The sequence below is a fragment of the Streptomyces sp. AC512_CC834 genome, assembly GCF_019049325.1.
Taxonomy (GTDB): Bacteria; Actinomycetota; Actinomycetes; order Streptomycetales; family Streptomycetaceae; genus Streptomyces.
In genome coordinates this window covers 196,493-217,020 of sequence record NZ_JAGMUO010000113.1, presented here as the reverse complement: position 1 = coordinate 217,020, position 20,528 = coordinate 196,493, and the positions used below count along the sequence as shown (strand labels likewise).

Genomic DNA, 20,528 nt, shown 5'->3' with positions numbered 1-20,528 from the left:
CCCCTACGCCGAGCCGTCCGGCCCGCCCCCCGCCTCCCCCGGCGCGGCCACGCCCGGCACAGCCGCCACCCCCACCACAGCGGCGACGCCCACCCCCACCTCAGTGACGCCCACCCCGACCCCGACTCCCGGCAGGTGACGGAAGTGTCCGACAGGGAACCGCCGCGCCGCCGTGTGCCCGGACCCGCGAGGCCCGTCCGCCCCGGCGGACGGCGGCAGCCCGGCCCCGGCGCCCGGCCGGCCCGCAGGCCCGGGCCGCCCCGCCCGGCCGCGCCCCGCGCCATCCGGCTGGGCAGCCCGCGCCCCCGCCTGCGCATGATCGGCCTCGCGCTGACCCTGGTGCTGTCCGCCTTCGTCGTACGGCTCCTCCAGGTGCAGGCCGTCGACGCCGGCACGTACTCCGCGAAGGCCGAGCAGAACCGCTACGTCGTGCACACGCTGCCCGCCGAACGCGGCGGGATCACCGACCGCAACGGCGTGGCCCTCGCGACCACCGTGGACTCCTACGACATCACCGCCGACCCCACGATGTTCACCCGCGAGCAGCTCAAGGTCGACGACGGGCCCGAGCAGGCGGCGGCCCTCCTCGCACCGATCCTCGGCGAGGACCAGCAGGACCTGGTCGACCGGCTCCGCCCGAAGAACAAGGAACTGCGCTACGTGCGCCTCGCGCGCAGGCAGACCCCCCAGGTCTGGAACCAGATCAAGGACCTGAAGACCGCGCTCACCACGAAGGCGGAGACGGACAAGTCGGCGGTCAACGTGCTCGCGGGCGTCTTCGCCGACCCCAGCAGCAAGCGCGTGTACCCGGCCGGCGACCTCGCCGCCGGCGTCCTGGGCTGGGTCGGCGCCGACGGCAAGGGCGGCGGCGGCCTGGAGCGGAAGCTGGAGAAGACGCTGGCCGGCGAGGACGGCGAGATCCGCTACGCGCAGTCCGGCGGGCGCCACGTGCCCACCGCCGGTTCGGCCGAGACGCCCGCCGTGCCCGGCAGCGACGTCGAACTGACCATCGACCGCGACATCCAGTGGGCCGCGCAGCACGCCATCAGCGAGCAGGTGGAGAAGTCCAAGGCGGACGGCGGCTACGTCGTCGTCCAGGACACCACCACCGGCGAGATCCTCGCCATGGCCAACTCGCCCGGCTTCGACCCGGGCGACCTCGCCCACGCCGACCCGGACGCGCTGGGCAACGCCGCCCTCCAGGACGCCTTCGAGCCGGGCTCCACCGCCAAGGTGCTGTCGATGGCGGCCGTGCTGGAGGAGAACGTCGCCACCCCGAAGACCCACCTCACCGTCCCCAACCGGCTCAAGCGCGGCGACCGGTCCTTCAAGGACGACATCGACCACCCGACCTGGTACCTCACGCTCAACGGCGTGCTCGCCAAGTCCAGCAACATCGGCACGATCATGGCCACCGGCGAGCTGGGCGACACCCAGGCCGAGGCCAACAAGGTGCTCTACTCCTACCTGCGCAAGTTCGGCCTCGGCGGCTACAGCGGGCTCGGTTTCCCCGGCGAGACCAAGGGCATCCTCGCGCCGCCCGACCAGTGGTCGACCTCGCAGCAGTACACGATTCCTTTCGGCCAGGGCGTCTCCGTGAACGCGCTCCAGGCGGCCTCCATCTACTCGACCGTCGCCAACGGCGGTGTCCGTATCGAGCCCACGCTCGTACGCGGCACGAAGGGCGCCGACGGCCGCTTCACACCGGCCCCGGAGCCCAAGAAGACCCGCGTGGTCAGTGAGAAGACCGCGAAGACGCTCGCGCGGATGCTGGAGTCCGTCGTCGACGACGAGGAGGGCACCGGGAACAAGGCGCAGATCGCCGGCTACCGGGTGGCGGGCAAGACGGGCACGGCCAACCGGGTGGATCCGGCCACCGGCAAGTACCACGGCTACACCTCGTCGTTCGCCGGATTCGCCCCCGCCGACAAGCCCCGCGTCACCGTCTACTGCGCCATCCAGAACGCCACCGAGGGCAGCTACTTCGGCGGCCAGATCTGCGGCCCCATCTACAAGCAGGTCATGGAGTTCGCCCTGAAGACCCTTCAGGTCCCACCGACCGGGGCCGACCCCGCCAACCTCCCGGTCACCTTCAAACCCTGACCCGCGCCCCCGCACCTCCGCACCCCCGCCCTCCGCACAGAGCCCGTACCGAGCCACCAGGAACCACCCGTGACAACGATCACCCCCGACCCCGGGAACCAGAACGCCCCCCAGTCATCCCCCCCGACCTCACTTCGCCCGGAGGCGGGCACTGCCGGTACGCTCACCGCCGTGCCACACCCTGATCACTCCCAAACCACCCAGAAGGGCCACCCCGTGACATACCCGGGACCGCCCCGGCCGGTGCGGATCTCCGCCACACCCCTCGCGGAACTCGCCGATCAGTTGGGTGCCGCCGCGCCGGACGGCCCCGCCGAGGTCACGGGCATCACCCATGACTCGCGCGCCGTCCGCCCAGGCGACCTGTACGCCGCCCTCCCCGGAGCCCGCGCCCACGGCGCCGACTTCGTCACCCAGGCCGCCGGCCTCGGCGCCACCGCCGTGCTGACCGACCCGGCCGGCGCGCAGCGCGTCGCCGCCACCGGTCTGCCGGCGCTCGTCGTCGACGACCCGCGCGCGCGGATGGGCGAGCTGGCGGCCACGATCTACGGCCACCCGGGCCGCGATCTCCTCCAGATCGGCATCACCGGCACCTCCGGCAAGACCACCACCGCCTACCTCGTCGAGGGCGGCCTGCGCACGGCGAAGTCCACCGGGCTGATCGGCACGGTCGAGATGCGCATCGGCGACGAGCGCATCAAGTCCGAGCGGACCACACCCGAGGCCACCGACCTCCAGGCCCTGTTCGCGGTGATGCGCGAGCGCGGCACCGACGCGGTCGCCATGGAGGTCTCCAGCCACGCCCTGGTGCTCGGCCGGGTCGACGCCTGCGTCTTCGACATCGCGGTCTTCACCAACCTCAGCCCGGAGCACATGGAGTTCCACTCCGGGATGGAGGACTACTTCCAGGCGAAGGCGCAGCTCTTCACACCGGAGCGCAGCAGGCTCGGCGTGGTCAACGTCGACGACGAGTACGGCCGCCGCCTCGCGGGCGAGGCCACGGTCCCGGTCGTCACCTACTCCGCCGAGGGCCACCCGGACGCCGACTGGCGCGCCGACGAGGTCGAGGTGGGCCCGCTGGACTCGACGTTCACGGTGCTCGGGCCGAAGGGCGAGCGGATCACCGCCAAGTCCCCGCTGGCCGGACCGTTCAACGTGGCGAACACGCTCGCCGCGATCGTCTCCCTGGCCGCCGCGGGGCTCGACCCGCAGACCGCCGCCGACGGCGTCGCCGCCGTCCCCGGCGTCCCGGGCCGCCTGGAGCGGGTGGACGAGGGCCAGCCCTACTTCGCGGTGGTCGACTACGCCCACAAGACCGACGCCGTCGAATCCGTCCTCAAGGCGCTCCGCAAGGTGACCGAGGGCAAGCTGCACGCGGTGCTCGGCTGCGGCGGCGACCGGGACACCACCAAGCGGGAGCCGATGGGCGCCGCCGTGGCCCGGTTCGCCGACACCGCCGTACTGACCTCCGACAACCCCCGCTCCGAGGACCCCCTCGCGATCCTCGCCATCATGCTCCAGGGAGCGGCGTCGGTGCCCGCGCACGAACGCGGCGAGGTGCAGGTCTTCGAGGACCGGGCCGCCGCGATCGCCGCCGCCGTCGCCCGGGCCGAGCCCGGCGACACGGTGCTGGTGGCGGGCAAGGGCCACGAGCAGGGCCAGGACATCGCCGGGGTGGTCCGTCCCTTCGACGACCGCCAGGTGCTGCGCGAGGCCATCCAGAAGACCCGGGGACGAGATCCCGAATGATCCAGCCGATCCGATGAGCCAATGAGCCAATGAGCCGAATGATCCAGGGGACGAACTTGTGATCACCCTCTCTCTCGCCGAGATCGCAGAAGTCGTCGGCGGGCGGATGCATGACATACCGGACGCGTCCGCGCAGGTCACCGGGCCGGTCGTCCGGGACTCCCGGGAAGCGGGGCCCGGCAGCCTCTTCGTCGCCTTCGTCGGCGAGCGGGTGGACGGCCACGACTTCGCCGCCGCGGTCGTCGAGGCGGGTGCGGCGGCCGTCCTCGGCTCCCGCCCCGTCGGCGTGCCCGCGATCGTCGTGGAGGACGTCCAGGCCGCCCTCGGTGCCCTCGCCCGGCACGTCGTACGGCGCCTGGGCACCACCCTCGTGGCCCTCACCGGGTCGGCCGGCAAGACCAGCACCAAGGACCTGATCGCCCAGGTGCTGCGCCGCAGGGCGCCCACGGTGTTCACGCCCGGCTCCCTCAACAACGAGATCGGGCTGCCGCTCACCGCGCTCACCGCCACCGACGAGACGAAGTTCCTCGTCCTGGAGATGGGCGCCCGCGGCATCGGCCACATCCGCTACCTCTGCGAACTGACCCCGCCGAAGGTCGGGCTCGTCCTCAACGTCGGCTCCGCGCACATCGGCGAGTTCGGCGGCCGGGAGCAGATCGCGCAGGCCAAGGGCGAACTCGTCGAGGCGCTGCCGCCGGCCGAGGAGGGCGGCGCCGCGATCCTCAACGCGGACGACCCCCTCGTACGGGCCATGGCCTCCCGAACGAAGGCGAAGGTGGTCCTTTTCGGAGAGTCCGACGAAGCGGACGTTCGAGGTGAGAACGTGCGACTCACGGACAGCGGACAGCCCTCCTTCAGGCTTCACACACCCTCCGGTGCAAGCGATGTGACCATGCGCCTGTACGGTGAGCACCACGTGTCGAACGCGCTCGCCGCGGCCGCCGTCGCCCACGAGTTGGGCATGTCCGCAGACGAGATCGCCACCGCGCTCTCCGAGGCGGGCTCCCTCTCCCGCTGGCGGATGGAGGTCACCGAGCGCCCGGACGGCGTGACGGTCGTCAACGACGCCTACAACGCGAACCCCGAGTCCATGAAGGCCGCACTGCGTGCGCTGGTGGCCATGAGCAAGGGGCGTCGTACGTGGGCGGTGCTCGGCAAGATGGCCGAGCTCGGGGACGAGGCGCTCGCCGAGCACGACGCGGTCGGACGGCTCGCCGTCCGGCTCAACGTCAGCAAGCTCGTCGCGGTCGGGGGCAGGGAAGCCCGCTGGCTGCAACTGGGCGCATATAACGAGGGTTCGTGGGGTGAGGAGTCGGTGCACGTGTCCGACGCACAGGCGGCGGTCCACCTGTTGCGCAGCGAGTTGCGCCCGGGGGACGTCGTGCTCGTGAAGGCGTCCCGTTCGGTGGGTCTGGAGAGCGTCGCCACGGCGCTGCTCGAGACCGGCACCGAGGGTGAGGTTGCCGCCCGATGATGAAGCAGATCCTGTTCGCAGGAGTCATTGGCCTCTTCCTGACGCTGATCGGCACCCCGTTGCTGATCAAGCTGCTGGCCCGCAAGGGCTACGGCCAGTACATCCGCGACGACGGCCCGCGCGAGCACGCCGCCAAGCGCGGTACGCCGACCATGGGCGGCATCGCCTTCATCCTGGCCACGGTCGCCGCGTACTTCCTGGCCAAGGTGATCACCAGCTACCTGGACCCGAACACGAACACCGGGCCGACCTTCTCCGGTCTGCTGGTGCTCGGCCTGATGGTGGGCATGGGGCTGGTCGGCTTCCTCGACGACTACATCAAGATCGTCAAGCGGCGTTCGCTGGGCCTGCGGGCCAGGGCGAAGATGATCGGCCAGCTCACCGTCGGCATCGCCTTCGCCGTGCTGGCGCTCCAGTTCGCGGACAACCGCGGCAACACCCCGGCGTCCACCAAGCTGTCGTTCATCACCGACTTCGGCTGGACCATCGGCCCGGTGCTGTTCGTCATCTGGGCGCTGTTCATGATCCTCGCGATGTCGAACGGCGTGAACCTCACCGACGGCCTGGACGGCCTGGCCACCGGCGCCTCCGTCCTGGTCTTCGGCGCCTACACGTTCATCGGCGTCTGGCAGTTCCAGGAGTCCTGCGCCAACGCGCTGACCCTGACCAACCCGGGCGCCTGCTACGAGGTGAGAGACCCCCTCGACCTCGCGGTGGTCGCGTCCGCGCTGATGGGCGCCTGCCTCGGCTTCCTGTGGTGGAACACCTCGCCGGCCAAGATCTTCATGGGCGACACCGGTTCGCTCGCGCTCGGCGGTGTGCTCGCGGGTCTGGCGATCTGCTCGCGCACCGAACTGCTGATGGCCATCCTCGGCGGCCTGTTCGTCCTGATCACCATGTCGGTGGTCATCCAGGTCGGCTCCTTCCGCCTCACCGGGAAGCGGGTCTTCCGGATGGCGCCACTCCAGCACCACTTCGAACTCAAAGGCTGGTCCGAGGTCCTTGTCGTGGTCCGCTTCTGGATCATCCAGGGCATCTGTGTGATCGTCGGACTCGGCCTCTTCTACGCGGGATGGGCAGCGGACAAGTGACCTCCTCCTCGGTGCCTTTCGAGTTCCAGGGCAAGCACGTCACCGTCGCCGGACTCGGCGTCTCCGGCGTCCCGGCCGCCAAGGTCCTGCACGGCCTCGGCGCGCGCGTGACCGTCGTCAACGACGGCGCCGACGAGCGCGCGCGGGCGCAGGCGGCGGAGCTGGAGGCGCTCGGCGTCACCGTGCGCCTGGGCGACGGCACAGCATCCGACAGCGGCTCCGCCGCGGGGCTCCCCGAGGGCACCGAGCTGATCGTCACCGCACCCGGCTGGAAGCCCACCAAGCCCCTGTTCACCGCGGCCGAGCAGGCCGGCGTCCCGGTCTGGGGCGACGTGGAACTGGCCTGGCGGCTGCGCGGCCCGGACGCGCCGCCGTGGCTGGCGGTCACCGGCACCAACGGCAAGACCACCACCGTCCGGATGCTCGCGTCGATCCTGAAGGCGGCCGGTCTGCGCACCGCCGCCGTCGGCAACATCGGCGTCTCGCTCCTCGACACGGTCACCGGCGACACCGAGTACGACGTCCTGGCCGTGGAGCTGTCCAGCTACCAGCTCCACTGGGCGCCCTCCCTGCGCGCCCACTCGGCCGTCGTGCTCAACCTCGCCCCGGATCACCTGGACTGGCACGGCTCGATGGAGGCCTACGCCGCCGACAAGGGCCGCGTCTACGAGGGCAATCGCGTCGCCTGCGTCTACAACCTCGCCGACAAGGCCACCGAGGACCTGGTCCGCGCGGCCGACGTCGAGGACGGCTGCCGGGCGGTCGGCTTCACCCTGGGCACGCCGGCACCCTCCCAACTCGGCGTCGTGGAGGGCCTCCTGGTCGACCGTGCCTTCGTCGAGGACCGGCAGCAGAACGCCCAGGAGCTCGCCGAGGTCTCGGACGTCGACCCGCCGGCCCCGCACAACATCGCCAACGCCCTTGCCGCCGCGGCCCTCGCCCGCGCCTTCGGCGTCCCCGCGGCCGCCGTACGGGACGGGCTGCGCGCCTTCACCCCGGACGCCCACCGCATCGCGCACGTCGCCGACGTCGACTCGGTGGCGTACGTGGACGACTCCAAGGCCACCAACACCCACGCCACCGAAGCCTCTTTGGCGGCGTACGAGTCGATCGTCTGGATCGCCGGCGGGCTCGCGAAGGGCGCCACCTTCGACGAGCTGGTCGTGGGCGCGGCGAAGCGGCTGCGCGGCGCCGTCCTCATCGGCGCCGACCGCGCCCTGATCCGCGAAGCCCTGGCGCGACACGCCCCCGAAGTACCCGTGGTCGACCTCGACCGGACCGACACTGGTGCGATGCTCCAGGCCGTCCAGGAGGCGCGGCGGCTCGCCCGGCCCGGTGACACGGTGCTGCTGGCCCCGGCCTGTGCCTCCATGGACATGTTCACCAACTACAACCAGCGCGGTGACGCGTTCGCGCAGGCCGTTCGCGAACTCGGCGCCTGACCCGGCCGCCTCCTGCCGCCGGGTGAACTCGGGAGGACGCGTGGGACGGTCCATGCCGACATACAGCGGAGGCCCGACGTGCAGCGGAGGCCGCGATGCCCGGTAGTCCCCAGAGCCGTACCGGACGTCCGCCCGTACAGCGGGCCGTCGGGCGACCCACGACGCCGGGGCCGCCGCACGAGAACCCGGTGCTTCGCCTCTACCACCGCCTCCACCGCGCCTGGGACCGGCCGCTGACCGCGTACTACCTGATCTGCGGCGGCAGCGCGCTGATCACCGTGCTCGGCCTGGTGATGGTCTACTCGGCGTCCCAGATCACCGCGCTCCAGCTTTCGCTGCCCGGTTCGTACTTCTTCCGCAAGCAGGCCCTGGCCGCCCTGATCGGCTCCGGCCTCCTGGTGGCCGCGATGCGCATGCCGGTGAAGCTGCACCGGGCGCTGGCCTACCCGATCCTCGCCGGCGCCGTCGTCCTGATGATCCTGGTCCAGGTGCCGGGGATAGGAGTGGCGGTCAACGGCAACCAGAACTGGATCGCGCTCGGCGGCTCCTTCCAGATGCAGCCCAGCGAGTTCGGCAAGCTCGCCATCGTGCTGTGGGGCGCGGACCTGCTCGCCCGCAAGCAGGACAAGAAGCTGCTGGCGCAGTGGAAGCACATGCTGGTGCCGCTGGTGCCCGCCGCGTTCATGCTGCTCGGGCTGATCATGATCGGCGGCGACATGGGCACGGCGATCATCCTGACGGCGATCCTGTTCGGGCTGCTGTGGCTGGCCGGCGCGCCCACGCGGCTGTTCGCGGGCGTGCTGTCGATCGCCGTGCTGCTCGGCTTCATCCTCATCAAGACCAGCCCCAACCGCATGGCCCGGCTCAACTGCCTCGGTGCCACCGACCCCGGTCCTGGCGACTCCTGCTGGCAGGCCGTGCACGGCATCTACGCCCTGGCCTCCGGCGGACTGTTCGGTTCCGGGCTCGGTGCCAGTGTGGAGAAATGGGGGCAACTCCCCGAAGCGCACACCGACTTCATCTTCGCCGTCACCGGCGAGGAACTGGGCCTTGCGGGGACGCTGTCGGTACTCGCCCTCTTCGCGGCTCTAGGCTATGCGGGTATCCGCGTGGCCGGACGCACGGAGGACCCCTTCGTGAGGTATGCCGCGGGAGGCGTGACCACCTGGATCACGGCCCAGGCCGTGATCAACATCGGTGCGGTCCTCGGGCTGCTGCCGATCGCCGGTGTCCCGCTCCCGCTGTTCTCCTACGGGGGTTCCGCCCTGTTGCCGACCATGTTCGCCATCGGTCTGCTGATCGCCTTCGCGCGTGACGAACCCGGTGCGCGGGCGGCGCTTGCGTTGCGGCAACCTCGCTTTGGTAGAAAGCGGGGAGCCAGGGGTCCCGCGGCCAAGCGGAACTCCCGGAGTTGGAACACGATGCGACGGCGCGCCTCGGCGGCGCGCTCGTCCGGAGAGCGGTGAATTTCGGTGCATGTCGTACTCGCCGGCGGAGGAACCGCGGGCCACATCGAGCCCGCGCTCGCCCTCGCGGACGCCCTGCGCAGGCAGGATCCGACCGTGGGTATCACGGCCCTGGGCACGGAACGCGGCCTCGAGACCCGCCTGGTACCCGAGCGCGGGTACGAACTGGCGCTGATCCCGGCCGTACCGCTGCCGCGCAAGCCCACCCCCGAGCTGATCACCGTCCCGGGCCGGCTGCGCGGCACCATCAAGGCGGCCGAGCAGATCCTGGAGCGCACCAAGGCGGACGCCGTGGCCGGCTTCGGCGGCTATGTGGCGCTGCCCGCCTACCTCGCGGCCAAGCGGCTCGGTGTGCCGATCGTCGTCCACGAGGCCAACGCCCGCCCCGGCCTGGCCAACAAGATCGGCTCGCGCTACGCCGCGCAGGTCGCCGTCTCCACCCCCGACAGCAAGCTGCGCAACTCCCGCTACATCGGCATCCCGCTGCGCCGCGCCGTCTCCACCCTCGACCGCGCCGCCGCGCGTCCCGAGGCCCGCGCGATGTTCGGGCTCGACCCCAACCTGCCGACGCTGCTGGTCTCCGGCGGTTCGCAGGGCGCCCGGCGGCTCAACGAGGTGGTGCAGCAGGTCGCTCCCTGGCTCCAGCAGGCCGGCATCCAGATCCTGCACGCGGTCGGGCCCAAGAACGAACTGCCGCAGGTCCACCAGATGCCGGGAATGCCCCCGTACATCCCGGTAAGTTATCTGGACCGGATGGACCTCGCGTACGCCGCCGCCGACATGATGCTCTGCCGTGCGGGCGCGATGACCGTCGCCGAACTGTCCGCCGTCGGGCTGCCGGCCGCCTACGTCCCGCTGCCCATCGGCAACGGCGAACAGCGGCTCAACGCCCAGCCGGTGGTCAAGGCCGGCGGCGGACTGCTGGTCGACGACGCGGAACTGACGCCCGAGTGGCTGCAGCACAACGTCCTGCCCGTGCTGGCCGACCCGCACCGGCTGTACGAGATGTCCCGCGCCGCCGCCGAGTTCGGCCGCCGGGACGCCGACGACCTGCTCGTCGGCATGGTGTACGAGGCGATCGCCGCCCGTGCGCATCGTTAGTCACGTATGACGGAAGGCAGGGAGCGTGGCCGGACCGACCACCGCCGAACGCGGTGCACGCCAGCAGAAGTCGTCCGGCCCGCCCCGCGCGCGCCGGTTCGGCCCGCCCCGTCTTCGTACGATCATCATCCTTACCGTCGCGCTCGTACTCGTCGCGGGCGGGACCCTCTGGGTGCTCTACGGCTCGAACTGGACGCGCCTGGAGCGCGTGTCGGTCTCGGGAACCCGGGTCCTGACCCCCGCGCAGGTGCGCGAGGCCGCCGACATCCCCGTCGGGGACCCGCTGATTTCCGTCGACACCGAGGCGGTCGAGGCGCGACTGCGCCGGAAATTGCCCCGCATTGACGAGGTCGGCGTGGAGCGTTCCTGGCCGCACGGAATCGGACTGAAAGTGACCGAGCGTACTCCGGTCCTGATTGTCCAAAAGGGCGGAAACTTCGTGGAAGTGGACGATGAAGGCGTCCGTTTCGCCACGGTTTCCCGCGCTCCGAAAGGCGTGCCGGAGCTGAAATTGGAGCCCGCCCGTTCCGGCTCCGCGGCGGCGAGCCTGCGCCGCTTCGACGAGGACCGCCTGGTGCGGGAGGCGGTGCGGGTGGCGGGACGGCTCCCGGACGCGGTCGCCCGGGACGCACGGCTCGTCAAGGTCCGTTCCTACGACGACATCTCGCTGGAGTTGAGCGGCGAGAGGACCGTGTCGTGGGGGAGCGGTGAGCAGGGTGTGCAGAAAGCCCGTGCACTCACCGCGCTGATGAAAGCGACACCGGATGCGCGGCACTTCGACGTGAGCGTTCCCACCGCCCCGGCGTCATCCGGGAGTTGACGGGTATACGCGCAGGCCAGCACCCTGGTTGGGCAGCGCTACGGCTGATCACATAGGGTGAAAAGAAAAACGGGAGGTTCGGCGTGTTCGTTGAACGTGCGCCACTTGTCGACTTAGTGTCCTGTTCAGAAGAGTCCAAGGAACAGACACACTGGTAACCCTAAACTTCAGCGTTAGGGTTCGGGTCGGCGCTACGGACCGTCCCAATCGGCATCAGTCGTCGGGTCGCGGGGGCATCAGTGCTTCGGCGGTCGGCGACACGTAACTCGAGGCGAGAGGCCTTCGACGTGGCAGCACCGCAGAACTACCTCGCAGTCATCAAAGTCATCGGTGTCGGCGGCGGTGGTGTCAATGCCATCAACCGGATGATCGAGGTCGGTCTCAAGGGCGTCGAGTTCATCGCCATCAACACCGACGCACAGGCGCTGTTGATGAGCGACGCCGACGTCAAGCTCGACGTCGGCCGCGAACTCACCCGCGGACTCGGCGCCGGAGCCAACCCGGCCGTCGGCCGCAAGGCCGCCGAGGACCACCGCGAGGAGATCGAGGAGGTCCTCAAGGGGGCCGACATGGTCTTCGTGACGGCCGGTGAAGGCGGCGGCACCGGCACCGGCGGCGCGCCGGTGGTGGCGAACATCGCCCGCTCGCTCGGCGCCCTCACCATCGGCGTGGTCACCCGCCCGTTCACCTTCGAGGGACGGCGCCGGGCCAACCAGGCCGAGGACGGCATCGCCGAACTCCGCGAAGAGGTCGACACCCTCATCGTCATCCCCAACGACCGGCTCCTGTCCATCTCGGACCGCCAGGTCAGCGTGCTGGACGCGTTCAAGTCCGCCGACCAGGTGCTGCTGTCCGGTGTGCAGGGCATCACCGACCTCATCACCACACCCGGCCTGATCAACCTGGACTTCGCCGACGTCAAGTCGGTCATGTCCGAGGCCGGTTCGGCCCTCATGGGCATCGGCTCGGCCCGCGGCGACGACCGCGCGGTGGCCGCGGCCGAGATGGCGATCTCCTCGCCGCTCCTGGAGGCGTCCATCGACGGCGCCCGGGGCGTCCTGCTCTCCATCTCCGGCGGCTCCGACCTCGGCCTGTTCGAGATCAACGAGGCCGCCCAGCTCGTCAGCGAGGCCGCCCACCCCGAGGCCAACATCATCTTCGGCGCGGTCATCGACGACGCGCTCGGCGACGAGGTGCGGGTCACCGTGATCGCGGCCGGCTTCGACGGGGGCCAGCCGCCGTCCAAGCGGGACAACGTCCTCGGGTCCTCCTCGGCCAAGCGCGAGGAGCCCACCCCGGCGCGGCAGTCCGAGAGCCGCCCGTCCTTCGGCTCGCTCGGCAGCGTCAAGCCGAAGGAGGAGCCGGAGCAGGCGCCCGCGCCGGAGCCGGTCAGCGACCTGCCGCCGGTCTCCGCGCCGCCGGTCCCGCCGTCGCGGACCTACTCGGACAGCGCCGCCGAGGAACTGGACGTGCCGGACTTCCTGAAGTGATAGGACAGCGCGACACCGTGAACGGCGCGCACTTCGGCTTCACCGACCGGTGGGGCGGAGTGAGCGCCGTTCCGTACGAGCAGCTCAATCTCGGCGGCGCGGTCGGCGACGACCCCGGCGCCGTCATGGCCAACCGGGAGCTGGCGGCGAAGTCGCTGGGCTTCGACCCGGCCCGGGTGGTCTGGATGAACCAGGTGCACGGCGCCGACGTCGCCGTGGTCGACGCGCCCTGGGGGGAGGGCCCGGTCCCGCGGGCCGACGCGGTCGTCACCGCCGAACGCGGTCTCGCCCTCGCCGTCCTCACCGCCGACTGCGTGCCCGTACTGCTGGCCGACCCCGTCGCCTCAGTCGCCGCCGCGGCCCACGCGGGCCGGCCGGGACTGGTCGCCGGGGTCGTCCCCGCCGCCGTACGGGCCATGACCGAACTCGGCGCGGACCCCGCCCGGATCGTCGCCCGCACCGGACCCGCCGTGTGCGGCTGGTGCTACGAGGTGCCCGAGGAGATGCGCGCCGAGGTGGCCGCCGTCGAGCCGGCCGCCCACGCCGACACCGCCTGGGGCACACCGGCCCTCGACGTGAGCGCCGGCGTGCACGCGCAGCTCGAACGCCTCGGGGTGCGCGACCGGGCGCAGTCGCCGGTGTGCACCCGGGAGTCGAAGGACCACTTCTCCTACCGACGCGACCGCACCACCGGGCGGCTCGCGGGCTATGTGTGGCTGGACTGATGGGGCATGACGGACCGTAAGCACGAACTCGCCGAGAACCTGGCGAAAGTGGAGGAGCGCATCACCGCCGCGTGCGCGGCCGCGGGCCGCCCCCGGGAGGAGGTGACCCTCATCGTGGTCACCAAGACCTACCCGGCGGACGATGTGCGCATTCTCTCGGAACTGGGGGTGCGCCACGTCGCGGAGAACCGCGACCAGGACGCGGCCCCCAAGGCCGCCGCATGCTCGGATCTGCCGCTTTCGTGGCATTTCGTCGGACAGTTGCAGACCAACAAGGTGCGCTCCGTGATCGGTTACGCCGATGTCGTCCAGTCCGTGGACCGGGCCAGGCTCGTCACGGCACTGTCGAGAGAGGCGGTGCGGGCCGGCCGCGAGGTGGGCTGTCTCCTCCAGGTCGCGCTGGACGCGGGGGAGGGCGCGCGAGGGGAGCGCGGTGGGGTCTCGCCCGCCGGAATCGAAGAGTTGGCCGATCTCGTCGCCGGATCGGACGGCCTGCGGTTCGACGGTCTGATGACCGTGGCACCGCTCACCGGCGAGTACGCCGGACGCCAACAGGCGGCGTTCGAGCACCTCATGGATGTGGCGACCCAGGTGCGCCGAACCCATCCGGCTGCGAACATGGTTTCCGCAGGGATGAGTGCGGACCTCGAACAGGCCGTGGCCGCCGGAGCGACACATGTACGCGTCGGCACTGCGGTACTCGGAGTCCGACCCGGGCTCGGGTAACGTCGCCAAGAAGTCGGACCACAGCAGAAAATATGGTCATTACCGCTGAAAGGCGGACGCAACGACCTCGTGGATCGCAGGCACTTGGCAGTCGTCAGCCGATCCACCACAGAGCGGAGGACTCAGAGCATGGCCGGCGCGATGCGCAAGATGGCGGTCTACCTCGGCCTCGTGGAGGACGATGGGTACGACGGCCGGGGGTTCGACCCCGACGACGACTTCGAACCCGAACTGGACCCGGAGCCCGAGCGGGACCACCGACGGCATGAACCCGCGCACCAGTCACATGGTTCGCATCAGCCCCAAAGGGACGAAGAGGTACGAGTCGTACAACCGCCCGCGCAGCGCGAGCCGGTGCCCCGTTCCGCTTCGCTCGCGGCGGAATCGGGCCGTCCGGCGCGTATCGCGCCCGTGGCGTCCATCACACAAGAACGCGCAAGCATGGAAAAGAGCGCACCGGTCATCATGCCCAAGGTCGTGTCCGAACGAGAGCCCTACCGGATCACCACACTTCACCCCCGGACCTACAACGAGGCCCGTACCATCGGGGAACACTTCCGTGAGGGCACGCCGGTGATCATGAATCTCACTGAGATGGATGACACAGATGCGAAGCGACTTGTCGACTTTGCGGCCGGTTTGGTGTTTGGTCTTCACGGCAGTATCGAGCGGGTGACGCAGAAGGTGTTCCTGCTGTCTCCTGCTAACGTCGATGTCACGGCGGAGGACAAGGCCCGTATCGCAGAGGGCGGATTCTTCAACCAGAGCTGAGACGCACCACCGGTACAGAGCAAGAACGCGGGCCCGAGGAAGGGTCCGAGAGATGGTTCAGGGGAGAGGGAAGCACAGGTCATGAGCGTGGTCCTGGATGTCGTCTACATCGCGCTGATGTGCTTTCTCATCGTGCTCATCTTCCGGTTGGTCATGGACTACGTCTTCCAGTTCGCCCGCTCGTGGCAACCCGGCAAGGCGATGGTGGTCGTTCTCGAGGCCACCTACACTGTCACCGATCCACCGTTGAAGCTTCTGCGGCGGTTCATTCCGCCGCTGCGTCTCGGGGGCGTGGCGCTCGACCTGTCCTTCTTCGTGCTGATGATCATCGTCTACATCCTGATCCGCATCGTGAGCCGGCTGTGAACGATGAGAGAGATACGGGCTTGCCGAATGCCGACGACAACGTTGAGGTGAAGAGATGCCGTTGACCCCCGAGGACGTGCGGAACAAGCAGTTCACGACTGTCCGCCTCCGAGAAGGCTATGACGAGGACGAGGTCGATGCCTTCCTCGACGAGGTCGAAGCCGAACTGACCCGCCTGCTCCGCGAGAACGAGGACCTGCGCGCCAAGCTGGCCGCGGCGACGCGTGCGGCCGCGCAGAACCAACAGAACATGCGCAAGCCTCCGGAACCGCCGCAGGATCAGCAGCCCCCGCACCAGCAGGGCCAGCCCCCGCACCAGCAGGGACAGCCGCCCCACCAGCAGGGCCAGCCCCCGCACCAGCAGGGACACCCGCAGCAGGGCGGTATGCCGCAGCAGGGCATGCGAGGTCCCGGCGCTCCGGTGCCCGCCGGCATATCGGGCCCGCCGCAGCAGCAGATGGGTGGCCCCATGGGTGGTCCGCCCCAGTTGCCGAGCGGCGCCCCGCAACTGCCCGCCGGCCCCGGCGGTCAGGGTGGCCCGCAGGGTCCCGGCCCGATGGGTCAGGGTCCGGGGCCGATGGGCCAGGGCCCGGGTCCGATGCAGGGCCAGATGGGTCCCGGTCCGATGGGCGGCCCCATGGGCGGCCCGCAGGGTCCCGGTGGCCCCGGCGGTCCCGGCATGCCCGGTCAGGGCGGCCCCGGTGGCGACAGCGCCGCCCGGGTCCTCTCGCTGGCGCAGCAGACCGCCGACCAGGCGATCGCCGAGGCCCGTTCCGAGGCCAACAAGATCGTCGGCGAGGCGCGTTCGCGTGCCGAGGGTCTCGAGCGGGACGCCCGTGCCAAGGCGGACGCCCTGGAGCGGGACGCGCAGGAGAAGCACCGCGTAGCGATGGGCTCGCTCGAGTCGGCCCGCGCCACGCTGGAGCGCAAGGTCGAGGACCTGCGCGGCTTCGAGCGCGAGTACCGGACGCGGCTCAAGTCGTACCTGGAGTCCCAGTTGCGTCAGTTGGAGACCCAGGCGGACGACTCGCTGGCCCCGCCGCGTACGCCCGCGACGGCCTCCCTGCCGCCGTCCCCGGCGCCCTCGATGGCTCCGGCCGGCGCGAGCGCCCCGTCGTACGGCGGCAACCAGTCGATGGGCGGTGGGCCGGGCCAGTCGGGTCCGTCCTACGGCGGTCAGCAGCAGATGTCGCCCGCGATGACCCAGCCGATGGCGCCGGTGCGACCGCAGGGTCCGTCGCCGATGGGGCAGGCGCCCTCGCCGATGCGCGGGTTCCTGATCGACGAGGACGACAACTGAGCCGGTTCGCACCGACGACCGGTAGTACGGCGTAGCCGCCGGCAGCGTTCAGGGCGGGCCCCGGGTTTCTGACCCGGGGCCCGCCCTTTGCACTCCTCCGTAGCCGGTGAGCACCCCCACCCCTCGTCGCGCTGCGACGGACAGCACTGGGCCCGGCACCTCTCGCATGAGGAGCGCCGGGCCCAGGTGCTGCTGGTGCGGCTACTGCTTGCGCAGGCGGAACACCAAGGACAGGCCCTCGTCCGAGAACGGGGCGCCGTACGTGTCGTCCGCCTCGCCCTGCGCGAAGTCCGTCGCGAGGACCTCGTCGGCGATCAGACCGGTGTGGTCGGCCAGGGCCGCGATCGTGACCGGGTCCGTGGCCGTCCAGCGCAGCGAGATCCGGTCGGCGACGTCGAGGCCGCTGTTCTTGCGGGCCTCCTGGATCAGGCGGATCGCGTCCCGGGCGAGACCCGCCCGGCGCAGCTCCTCCGTGATCTCCAGGTCCAGTGCCACCGTCGCACCCGAGTCGGAGGCGACCGACCAGCCCTCGCGCGGCGTCTCCGTGATGATCACCTCGTCGGGGGCGAGGGCGATCGTCTCGCCGTCGACCTCCACCGAGGCCGAGCCCTCGCGCAGGGCGAGGGACAGGGCGGCGGCGTCCGCGCCGGCGACGGCCTTCGCCACGTCCTGGACGCGCTTGCCGAACCGCTTGCCCAGCGCCCGGAAGTTGGCCTTCGCGGTCGTGTCGACCAGCGAGCCGCCGACCTCGCTCAGCGACGCGAGGGACTCGACGTTCAGCTCGTCCGTGATCTGTGTGTGCAGCTCGGGGGAGAGCACGTCGAAGCCCGCCACCGCGATCAGCGCCCGGCTGAGCGGCTGCCGGGTCTTGACACCCGACTCGGCGCGCGTGGCGCGGCCCAGCTCGACCAGGCGACGGACCAGGACCATCTGCCTGGACAGCTCCGGGTCGATCGACGACAGGTCGGCCTCGGGCCACGAGGACAGGTGCACCGACTCCGGGGCGCCCGGGGAGACCGGCACCACCAGGTCCTGCCAGACCCGCTCGGTGATGAACGGGGTCAGCGGCGCCATCAGCTTGGTGACCGTCTCGACGACCTCGTGCAGCGTGCGCAGCGCCGCCTTGTCGCCCTGCCAGAAGCGGCGACGGGAGCGGCGCACGTACCAGTTGGACAGGTCGTCGACGAACGCGGACAGCAGCTTGCCGGCGCGCTGGGTGTCGTAGGCGTCCAGCGCCCGCGTGACCTGGTCGGTGAGCGCGTGCAGCTCGGACAGCAGCCAGCGGTCCAGAACCGGGCGGTCCGCGGGCGCCGGGTCGGCCTCGCTGGGGGCCCAGCCCGAGGTGCGGGCGTACAGGGCCTGGAAGGCGACCGTGTTCCAGTAGGTGAGGAGCGTCTTGCGGACGACTTCCTGGATGGTGCCGTGGCCGACGCGGCGGGCCGCCCAAGGGGAGCCGCCGGCCGCCATGAACCAGCGGACGGCGTCCGCGCCGTGGCGGTCCATCAGCGGGACCGGGTCCAGGGTGTTGCCCAGGTGCTTGGACATCTTGCGGCCGTCCTCGGCGAGGATGTGGCCGAGGCAGACGACGTTCTCGTACGACGACTTGTCGAAGACCAGGGTGCCGACCGCCATCAGCGTGTAGAACCAGCCGCGGGTCTGGTCGATGGCCTCGCAGATGAACTGCGCCGGGTAGCGGGACTCGAAGAGTTCCTTGTTCTTGTGCGGGTAGCCCCACTGCGCGAACGGCATCGAACCCGAGTCGTACCAGGCGTCGATGACCTCCGGGACGCGCGAGGCGGTCTTGCCGCACCCGTCCTGCGGGCAGGCGAAGGTGACCTCGTCGATGTACGGGCGGTGCGGGTCGAGGGCGGACTGGTCGGTGCCGGTCAGCCCGGTCAGTTCGGCGCGGGAGCCTGCCACCGTGAGGTGGTTCTCCTCGCAGCGCCAGATGGGCAGCGGGGTGCCCCAGTAGCGGTTGCGGGAGAGCGCCCAGTCGATGTTGTTGTCCAGCCAGTCGCCGTACCGGCCGTGCTTGACCGAGTCGGGGTACCAGTTGGTCTTCTCGTTCTCCTCGAGGAGACGGTCCTTGACGGCCGTGGTGCGGATGTACCAGGACGGCTGCGCGTAGTACAGCAGCGCGGTGTGGCAGCGCCAGCAGTGCGGGTAGCTGTGCTCGTAGGGGATGTGCTTGAGGAGCAGGCCCCGCTCGTCCAGGTCCTCGGTGAGCCGCTCGTCGGCCTTCTTGAAGAAGACGCCGCCGACCAGCGGGACGTCCTCCTCGAAGGTGCCGTCCGGGCGGACCGGGTTGACCACCGGCAGGCCGTAGGCGCGGCAGACCTTGAGGTCGTCCTCACCGAAGGCGGGGGACTGGTGGACCAGACCGGTGCCGTCCTCGGTGGTGACGTAGTCGGCGTTCACCACGTAGTGGGCCGGCTCGGGAAACTCGACCAGCTCGAACGGGCGCTGGTACGTCCAGCGCTCCATCTCGGCGCCCGTGAAGGACTGCCCGGTGGTCTCCCAGCCCTCGCCGAGCGACTTGGCGACCAGGGGCTCGGCGACGACGAGCTTCTCGGCACCGTCGGTCGCGACGACGTAGGTGACGTCGGGGTGCGCGGCGACCGCGGTGTTGGAGACCAGGGTCCACGGGGTCGTCGTCCAGACGACCAGGGCGGCCTCGCCGGCCAGCGGTCCCGAGGTGAGCGGGAAGCGGACGTAGACGGACGGGTCGACGACCGTCTCATAACCCTGGGCCAGCTCGTGGTCGGACAGGCCGGTGCCGCAGCGGGGGCACCAGGGGGCGACGCGGTGGTCCTGGACCAGCAGGCCCTTGTTGAAGATCTCCTTCAGCGACCACCAGACGGACTCGATGTACTCGGGGTCCATCGTGCGGTACGGGTCCTGGAGGTCGGCCCAGTAGCCCATGCGGGTCGTGAGCTCTTCGAAGGCGTCGGTGTGCCGGGTCACCGACTCGCGGCACTTCGCGTTGAACTCGGCGATGCCGTACGCCTCGATGTCCTGCTTGCCGGTGAAGCCCAGCTCCTTCTCCACCGCCAGCTCGACCGGGAGCCCGTGGCAGTCCCAGCCGGCCTTGCGGCCCACGTGGTAGCCGCGCATGGTGCGGAAGCGGGGGAAGACGTCCTTGAAGACGCGCGCCTCGATGTGGTGGGCGCCGGGCATGCCGTTGGCGGTGGGCGGGCCCTCGTAGAACACCCACTCGGGGCGGCCCTCGGACTGCTCCAGGCTCTTGGCGAAGATCTTCTGCTCACGCCAGAAGTCGAGCACCGCGTGTTCGAGCGCGGGCAGGTCGACCTGGGCGGGCACCTGGCGGTACTGCGGCTGCGTATTCAACGAGCTTCCTCCGGCGGACGTGCTGCCTTCCGTCAGAGGGACGAGAGCCGTGCTCCCGCGGTACCACCCTCCTTGGCCCGGCCGGTGCGTCGTGTGCTCCGGTGAGCCCCCTCATTGGGGTCGCGAGCCGGTTCTACTAGCCCCGGCTGTCCTGCCAGGGCTTTCTTCCGGCGGCTCCGGGGTGATCTTCACGTCGCGCTCGCCCCCGGGCTCACACCGTCCCCGGGTCGCTCTGGGCTGCTGACGTCGCTACTCGTCCCCATCCACGCTTTTCGCTCCGCCCAGTGTACGGCGCCGCACGGACAGCGGCCGACCGGTTTTCGCGCCGGGGGAAGCGGCGGCCGGGGGCGGGGCGGCGTACGGCCTCCGTATGGCCCTGTGTGACCCGAATGCCGCCGCGTGGCATCCGGCCTCCCGGACGGTCCCGGACGGTCCCGGCCGGGAGCCGTCCCGGCGGATTACCGGGCGGGGAGCTGGGCACAACGCATTCATGCTCGCCGCGTGGCGCACGGTGGGCGGGCGAATCGGGCGGCGTGCCCCGTTGCCGCGGGGCCGG

15 protein-coding genes are annotated in these 20,528 nt (G+C 70.8%); 14 read left to right on the top strand and 1 reads right to left on the bottom strand.

The features are described from left to right. The first annotated feature begins 135 nt into the window (after positions 1-135). The 14 genes from ftsI (at position 136) to divIVA (ending at position 16,624) form a co-directional block, all read left to right on the top strand. The gene (gene ftsI / locus KUM40_RS35955) at positions 136-2,103 is read left to right on the top strand and encodes a cell division protein FtsI (RefSeq protein WP_217170521.1); all 1,968 of its coding nucleotides are present in this window, start codon (positions 136-138) and stop codon (positions 2,101-2,103) included. Between the two features lie 216 nt (positions 2,104-2,319). After that, the gene (locus KUM40_RS35950) at positions 2,320-3,852 is read left to right on the top strand and encodes a UDP-N-acetylmuramoyl-L-alanyl-D-glutamate--2,6-diaminopimelate ligase (RefSeq protein ID WP_217170502.1); all 1,533 of its coding nucleotides are present in this window, start codon (positions 2,320-2,322) and stop codon (positions 3,850-3,852) included. Between the two features lie 58 nt (positions 3,853-3,910). Further along, positions 3,911-5,326: a UDP-N-acetylmuramoyl-tripeptide--D-alanyl-D-alanine ligase gene (gene murF, locus KUM40_RS35945; RefSeq protein WP_217170501.1), complete on the top strand. Its 1,416-nt coding sequence runs from the start codon at positions 3,911-3,913 to the stop codon at positions 5,324-5,326. Further along, positions 5,326-6,417: a phospho-N-acetylmuramoyl-pentapeptide-transferase gene (gene mraY, locus KUM40_RS35940; protein ID WP_217170519.1), complete on the top strand. Its 1,092-nt coding sequence runs from the start codon at positions 5,326-5,328 to the stop codon at positions 6,415-6,417. The genes murF and mraY overlap by 1 nt, the downstream gene beginning before the upstream one ends. Before the next feature lie 11 nt (positions 6,418-6,428). Then, positions 6,429-7,859 carry a UDP-N-acetylmuramoyl-L-alanine--D-glutamate ligase gene (murD, locus tag KUM40_RS35935; protein WP_217170520.1) on the top strand — a complete coding sequence of 477 codons (1,431 nt, stop codon included), beginning with the start codon at positions 6,429-6,431 and terminating at the stop codon, positions 7,857-7,859. A gap of 95 nt (positions 7,860-7,954) precedes the next feature. Beyond that, entirely contained in the window at positions 7,955-9,325 is a 1,371-nt protein-coding gene (gene ftsW / locus KUM40_RS35930) for a putative lipid II flippase FtsW (RefSeq protein ID WP_217170500.1), read from the top strand. Positions 9,326-9,331: 6 nt separating this feature from the next. Then, a complete protein-coding gene (gene murG, locus KUM40_RS35925) occupies positions 9,332-10,426 on the top strand; it encodes an undecaprenyldiphospho-muramoylpentapeptide beta-N-acetylglucosaminyltransferase (protein ID WP_217170499.1) in 1,095 nt (364 codons plus the stop codon). Between the two features lie 25 nt (positions 10,427-10,451). Beyond that, positions 10,452-11,246 (top strand): cell division protein FtsQ, encoded by a 795-nt coding sequence (gene ftsQ / locus KUM40_RS35920; RefSeq protein ID WP_217170498.1) that lies wholly within the window; start codon positions 10,452-10,454, stop codon positions 11,244-11,246. 287 nt (positions 11,247-11,533) lie between these two features. Continuing rightward, the gene (gene ftsZ / locus KUM40_RS35915) at positions 11,534-12,736 is read left to right on the top strand and encodes a cell division protein FtsZ (protein ID WP_217170497.1); all 1,203 of its coding nucleotides are present in this window, start codon (positions 11,534-11,536) and stop codon (positions 12,734-12,736) included. Then, a complete protein-coding gene (gene pgeF / locus KUM40_RS35910) occupies positions 12,733-13,461 on the top strand; it encodes a peptidoglycan editing factor PgeF (RefSeq protein ID WP_217170496.1) in 729 nt (242 codons plus the stop codon). The genes ftsZ and pgeF overlap by 4 nt, the downstream gene beginning before the upstream one ends. 6 nt (positions 13,462-13,467) lie before the next feature. Continuing rightward, positions 13,468-14,187, top strand: a complete 720-nt coding sequence (locus KUM40_RS35905; RefSeq protein WP_217170495.1) for a YggS family pyridoxal phosphate-dependent enzyme — start codon at positions 13,468-13,470, stop codon at positions 14,185-14,187. A gap of 129 nt (positions 14,188-14,316) precedes the next feature. Beyond that, positions 14,317-14,958, top strand: a complete 642-nt coding sequence (locus tag KUM40_RS35900; RefSeq protein WP_217170494.1) for a cell division protein SepF — start codon at positions 14,317-14,319, stop codon at positions 14,956-14,958. An 81-nt stretch (positions 14,959-15,039) separates the two neighbouring features. Then, the gene (locus tag KUM40_RS35895; RefSeq protein ID WP_217170493.1) at positions 15,040-15,324 is read left to right on the top strand and encodes a YggT family protein; all 285 of its coding nucleotides are present in this window, start codon (positions 15,040-15,042) and stop codon (positions 15,322-15,324) included. Positions 15,325-15,379: 55 nt separating this feature from the next. After that, a complete protein-coding gene (divIVA, locus tag KUM40_RS35890; RefSeq protein WP_217170492.1) occupies positions 15,380-16,624 on the top strand; it encodes an apical growth/hyphal branching protein DivIVA in 1,245 nt (414 codons plus the stop codon). A gap of 201 nt (positions 16,625-16,825) precedes the next feature. Here divIVA and ileS read toward each other — a convergent pair whose 3' ends face one another. Further along, positions 16,826-19,972 carry an isoleucine--tRNA ligase gene (gene ileS, locus KUM40_RS35885; RefSeq protein ID WP_217170491.1) on the bottom strand — a complete coding sequence of 1,049 codons (3,147 nt, stop codon included), beginning with the start codon at positions 19,970-19,972 and terminating at the stop codon, positions 16,826-16,828. Positions 19,973-20,528: the final 556 nt, after the last annotated feature.

Bases quoted from the DNA above. Each gene is read 5' to 3' on its own strand.
- ftsW (WP_217170500.1), top strand. From the start codon at position 7,955: ATGCCCGGTAGTCCCCAGAGCCGTACCGGACGTCCGCCCGTACAGCGG.
- KUM40_RS35895 (WP_217170493.1), top strand. From the start codon at position 15,040: ATGAGCGTGGTCCTGGATGTCGTCTACATCGCGCTGATGTGCTTTCTC.
- divIVA (WP_217170492.1), top strand. From the start codon at position 15,380: ATGCCGTTGACCCCCGAGGACGTGCGGAACAAGCAGTTCACGACTGTC.
- KUM40_RS35905 (WP_217170495.1), top strand. From the start codon at position 13,468: ATGACGGACCGTAAGCACGAACTCGCCGAGAACCTGGCGAAAGTGGAG.
- KUM40_RS35900 (WP_217170494.1), top strand. From the start codon at position 14,317: ATGGCCGGCGCGATGCGCAAGATGGCGGTCTACCTCGGCCTCGTGGAG.
- mraY (WP_217170519.1), top strand. From the start codon at position 5,326: ATGAAGCAGATCCTGTTCGCAGGAGTCATTGGCCTCTTCCTGACGCTG.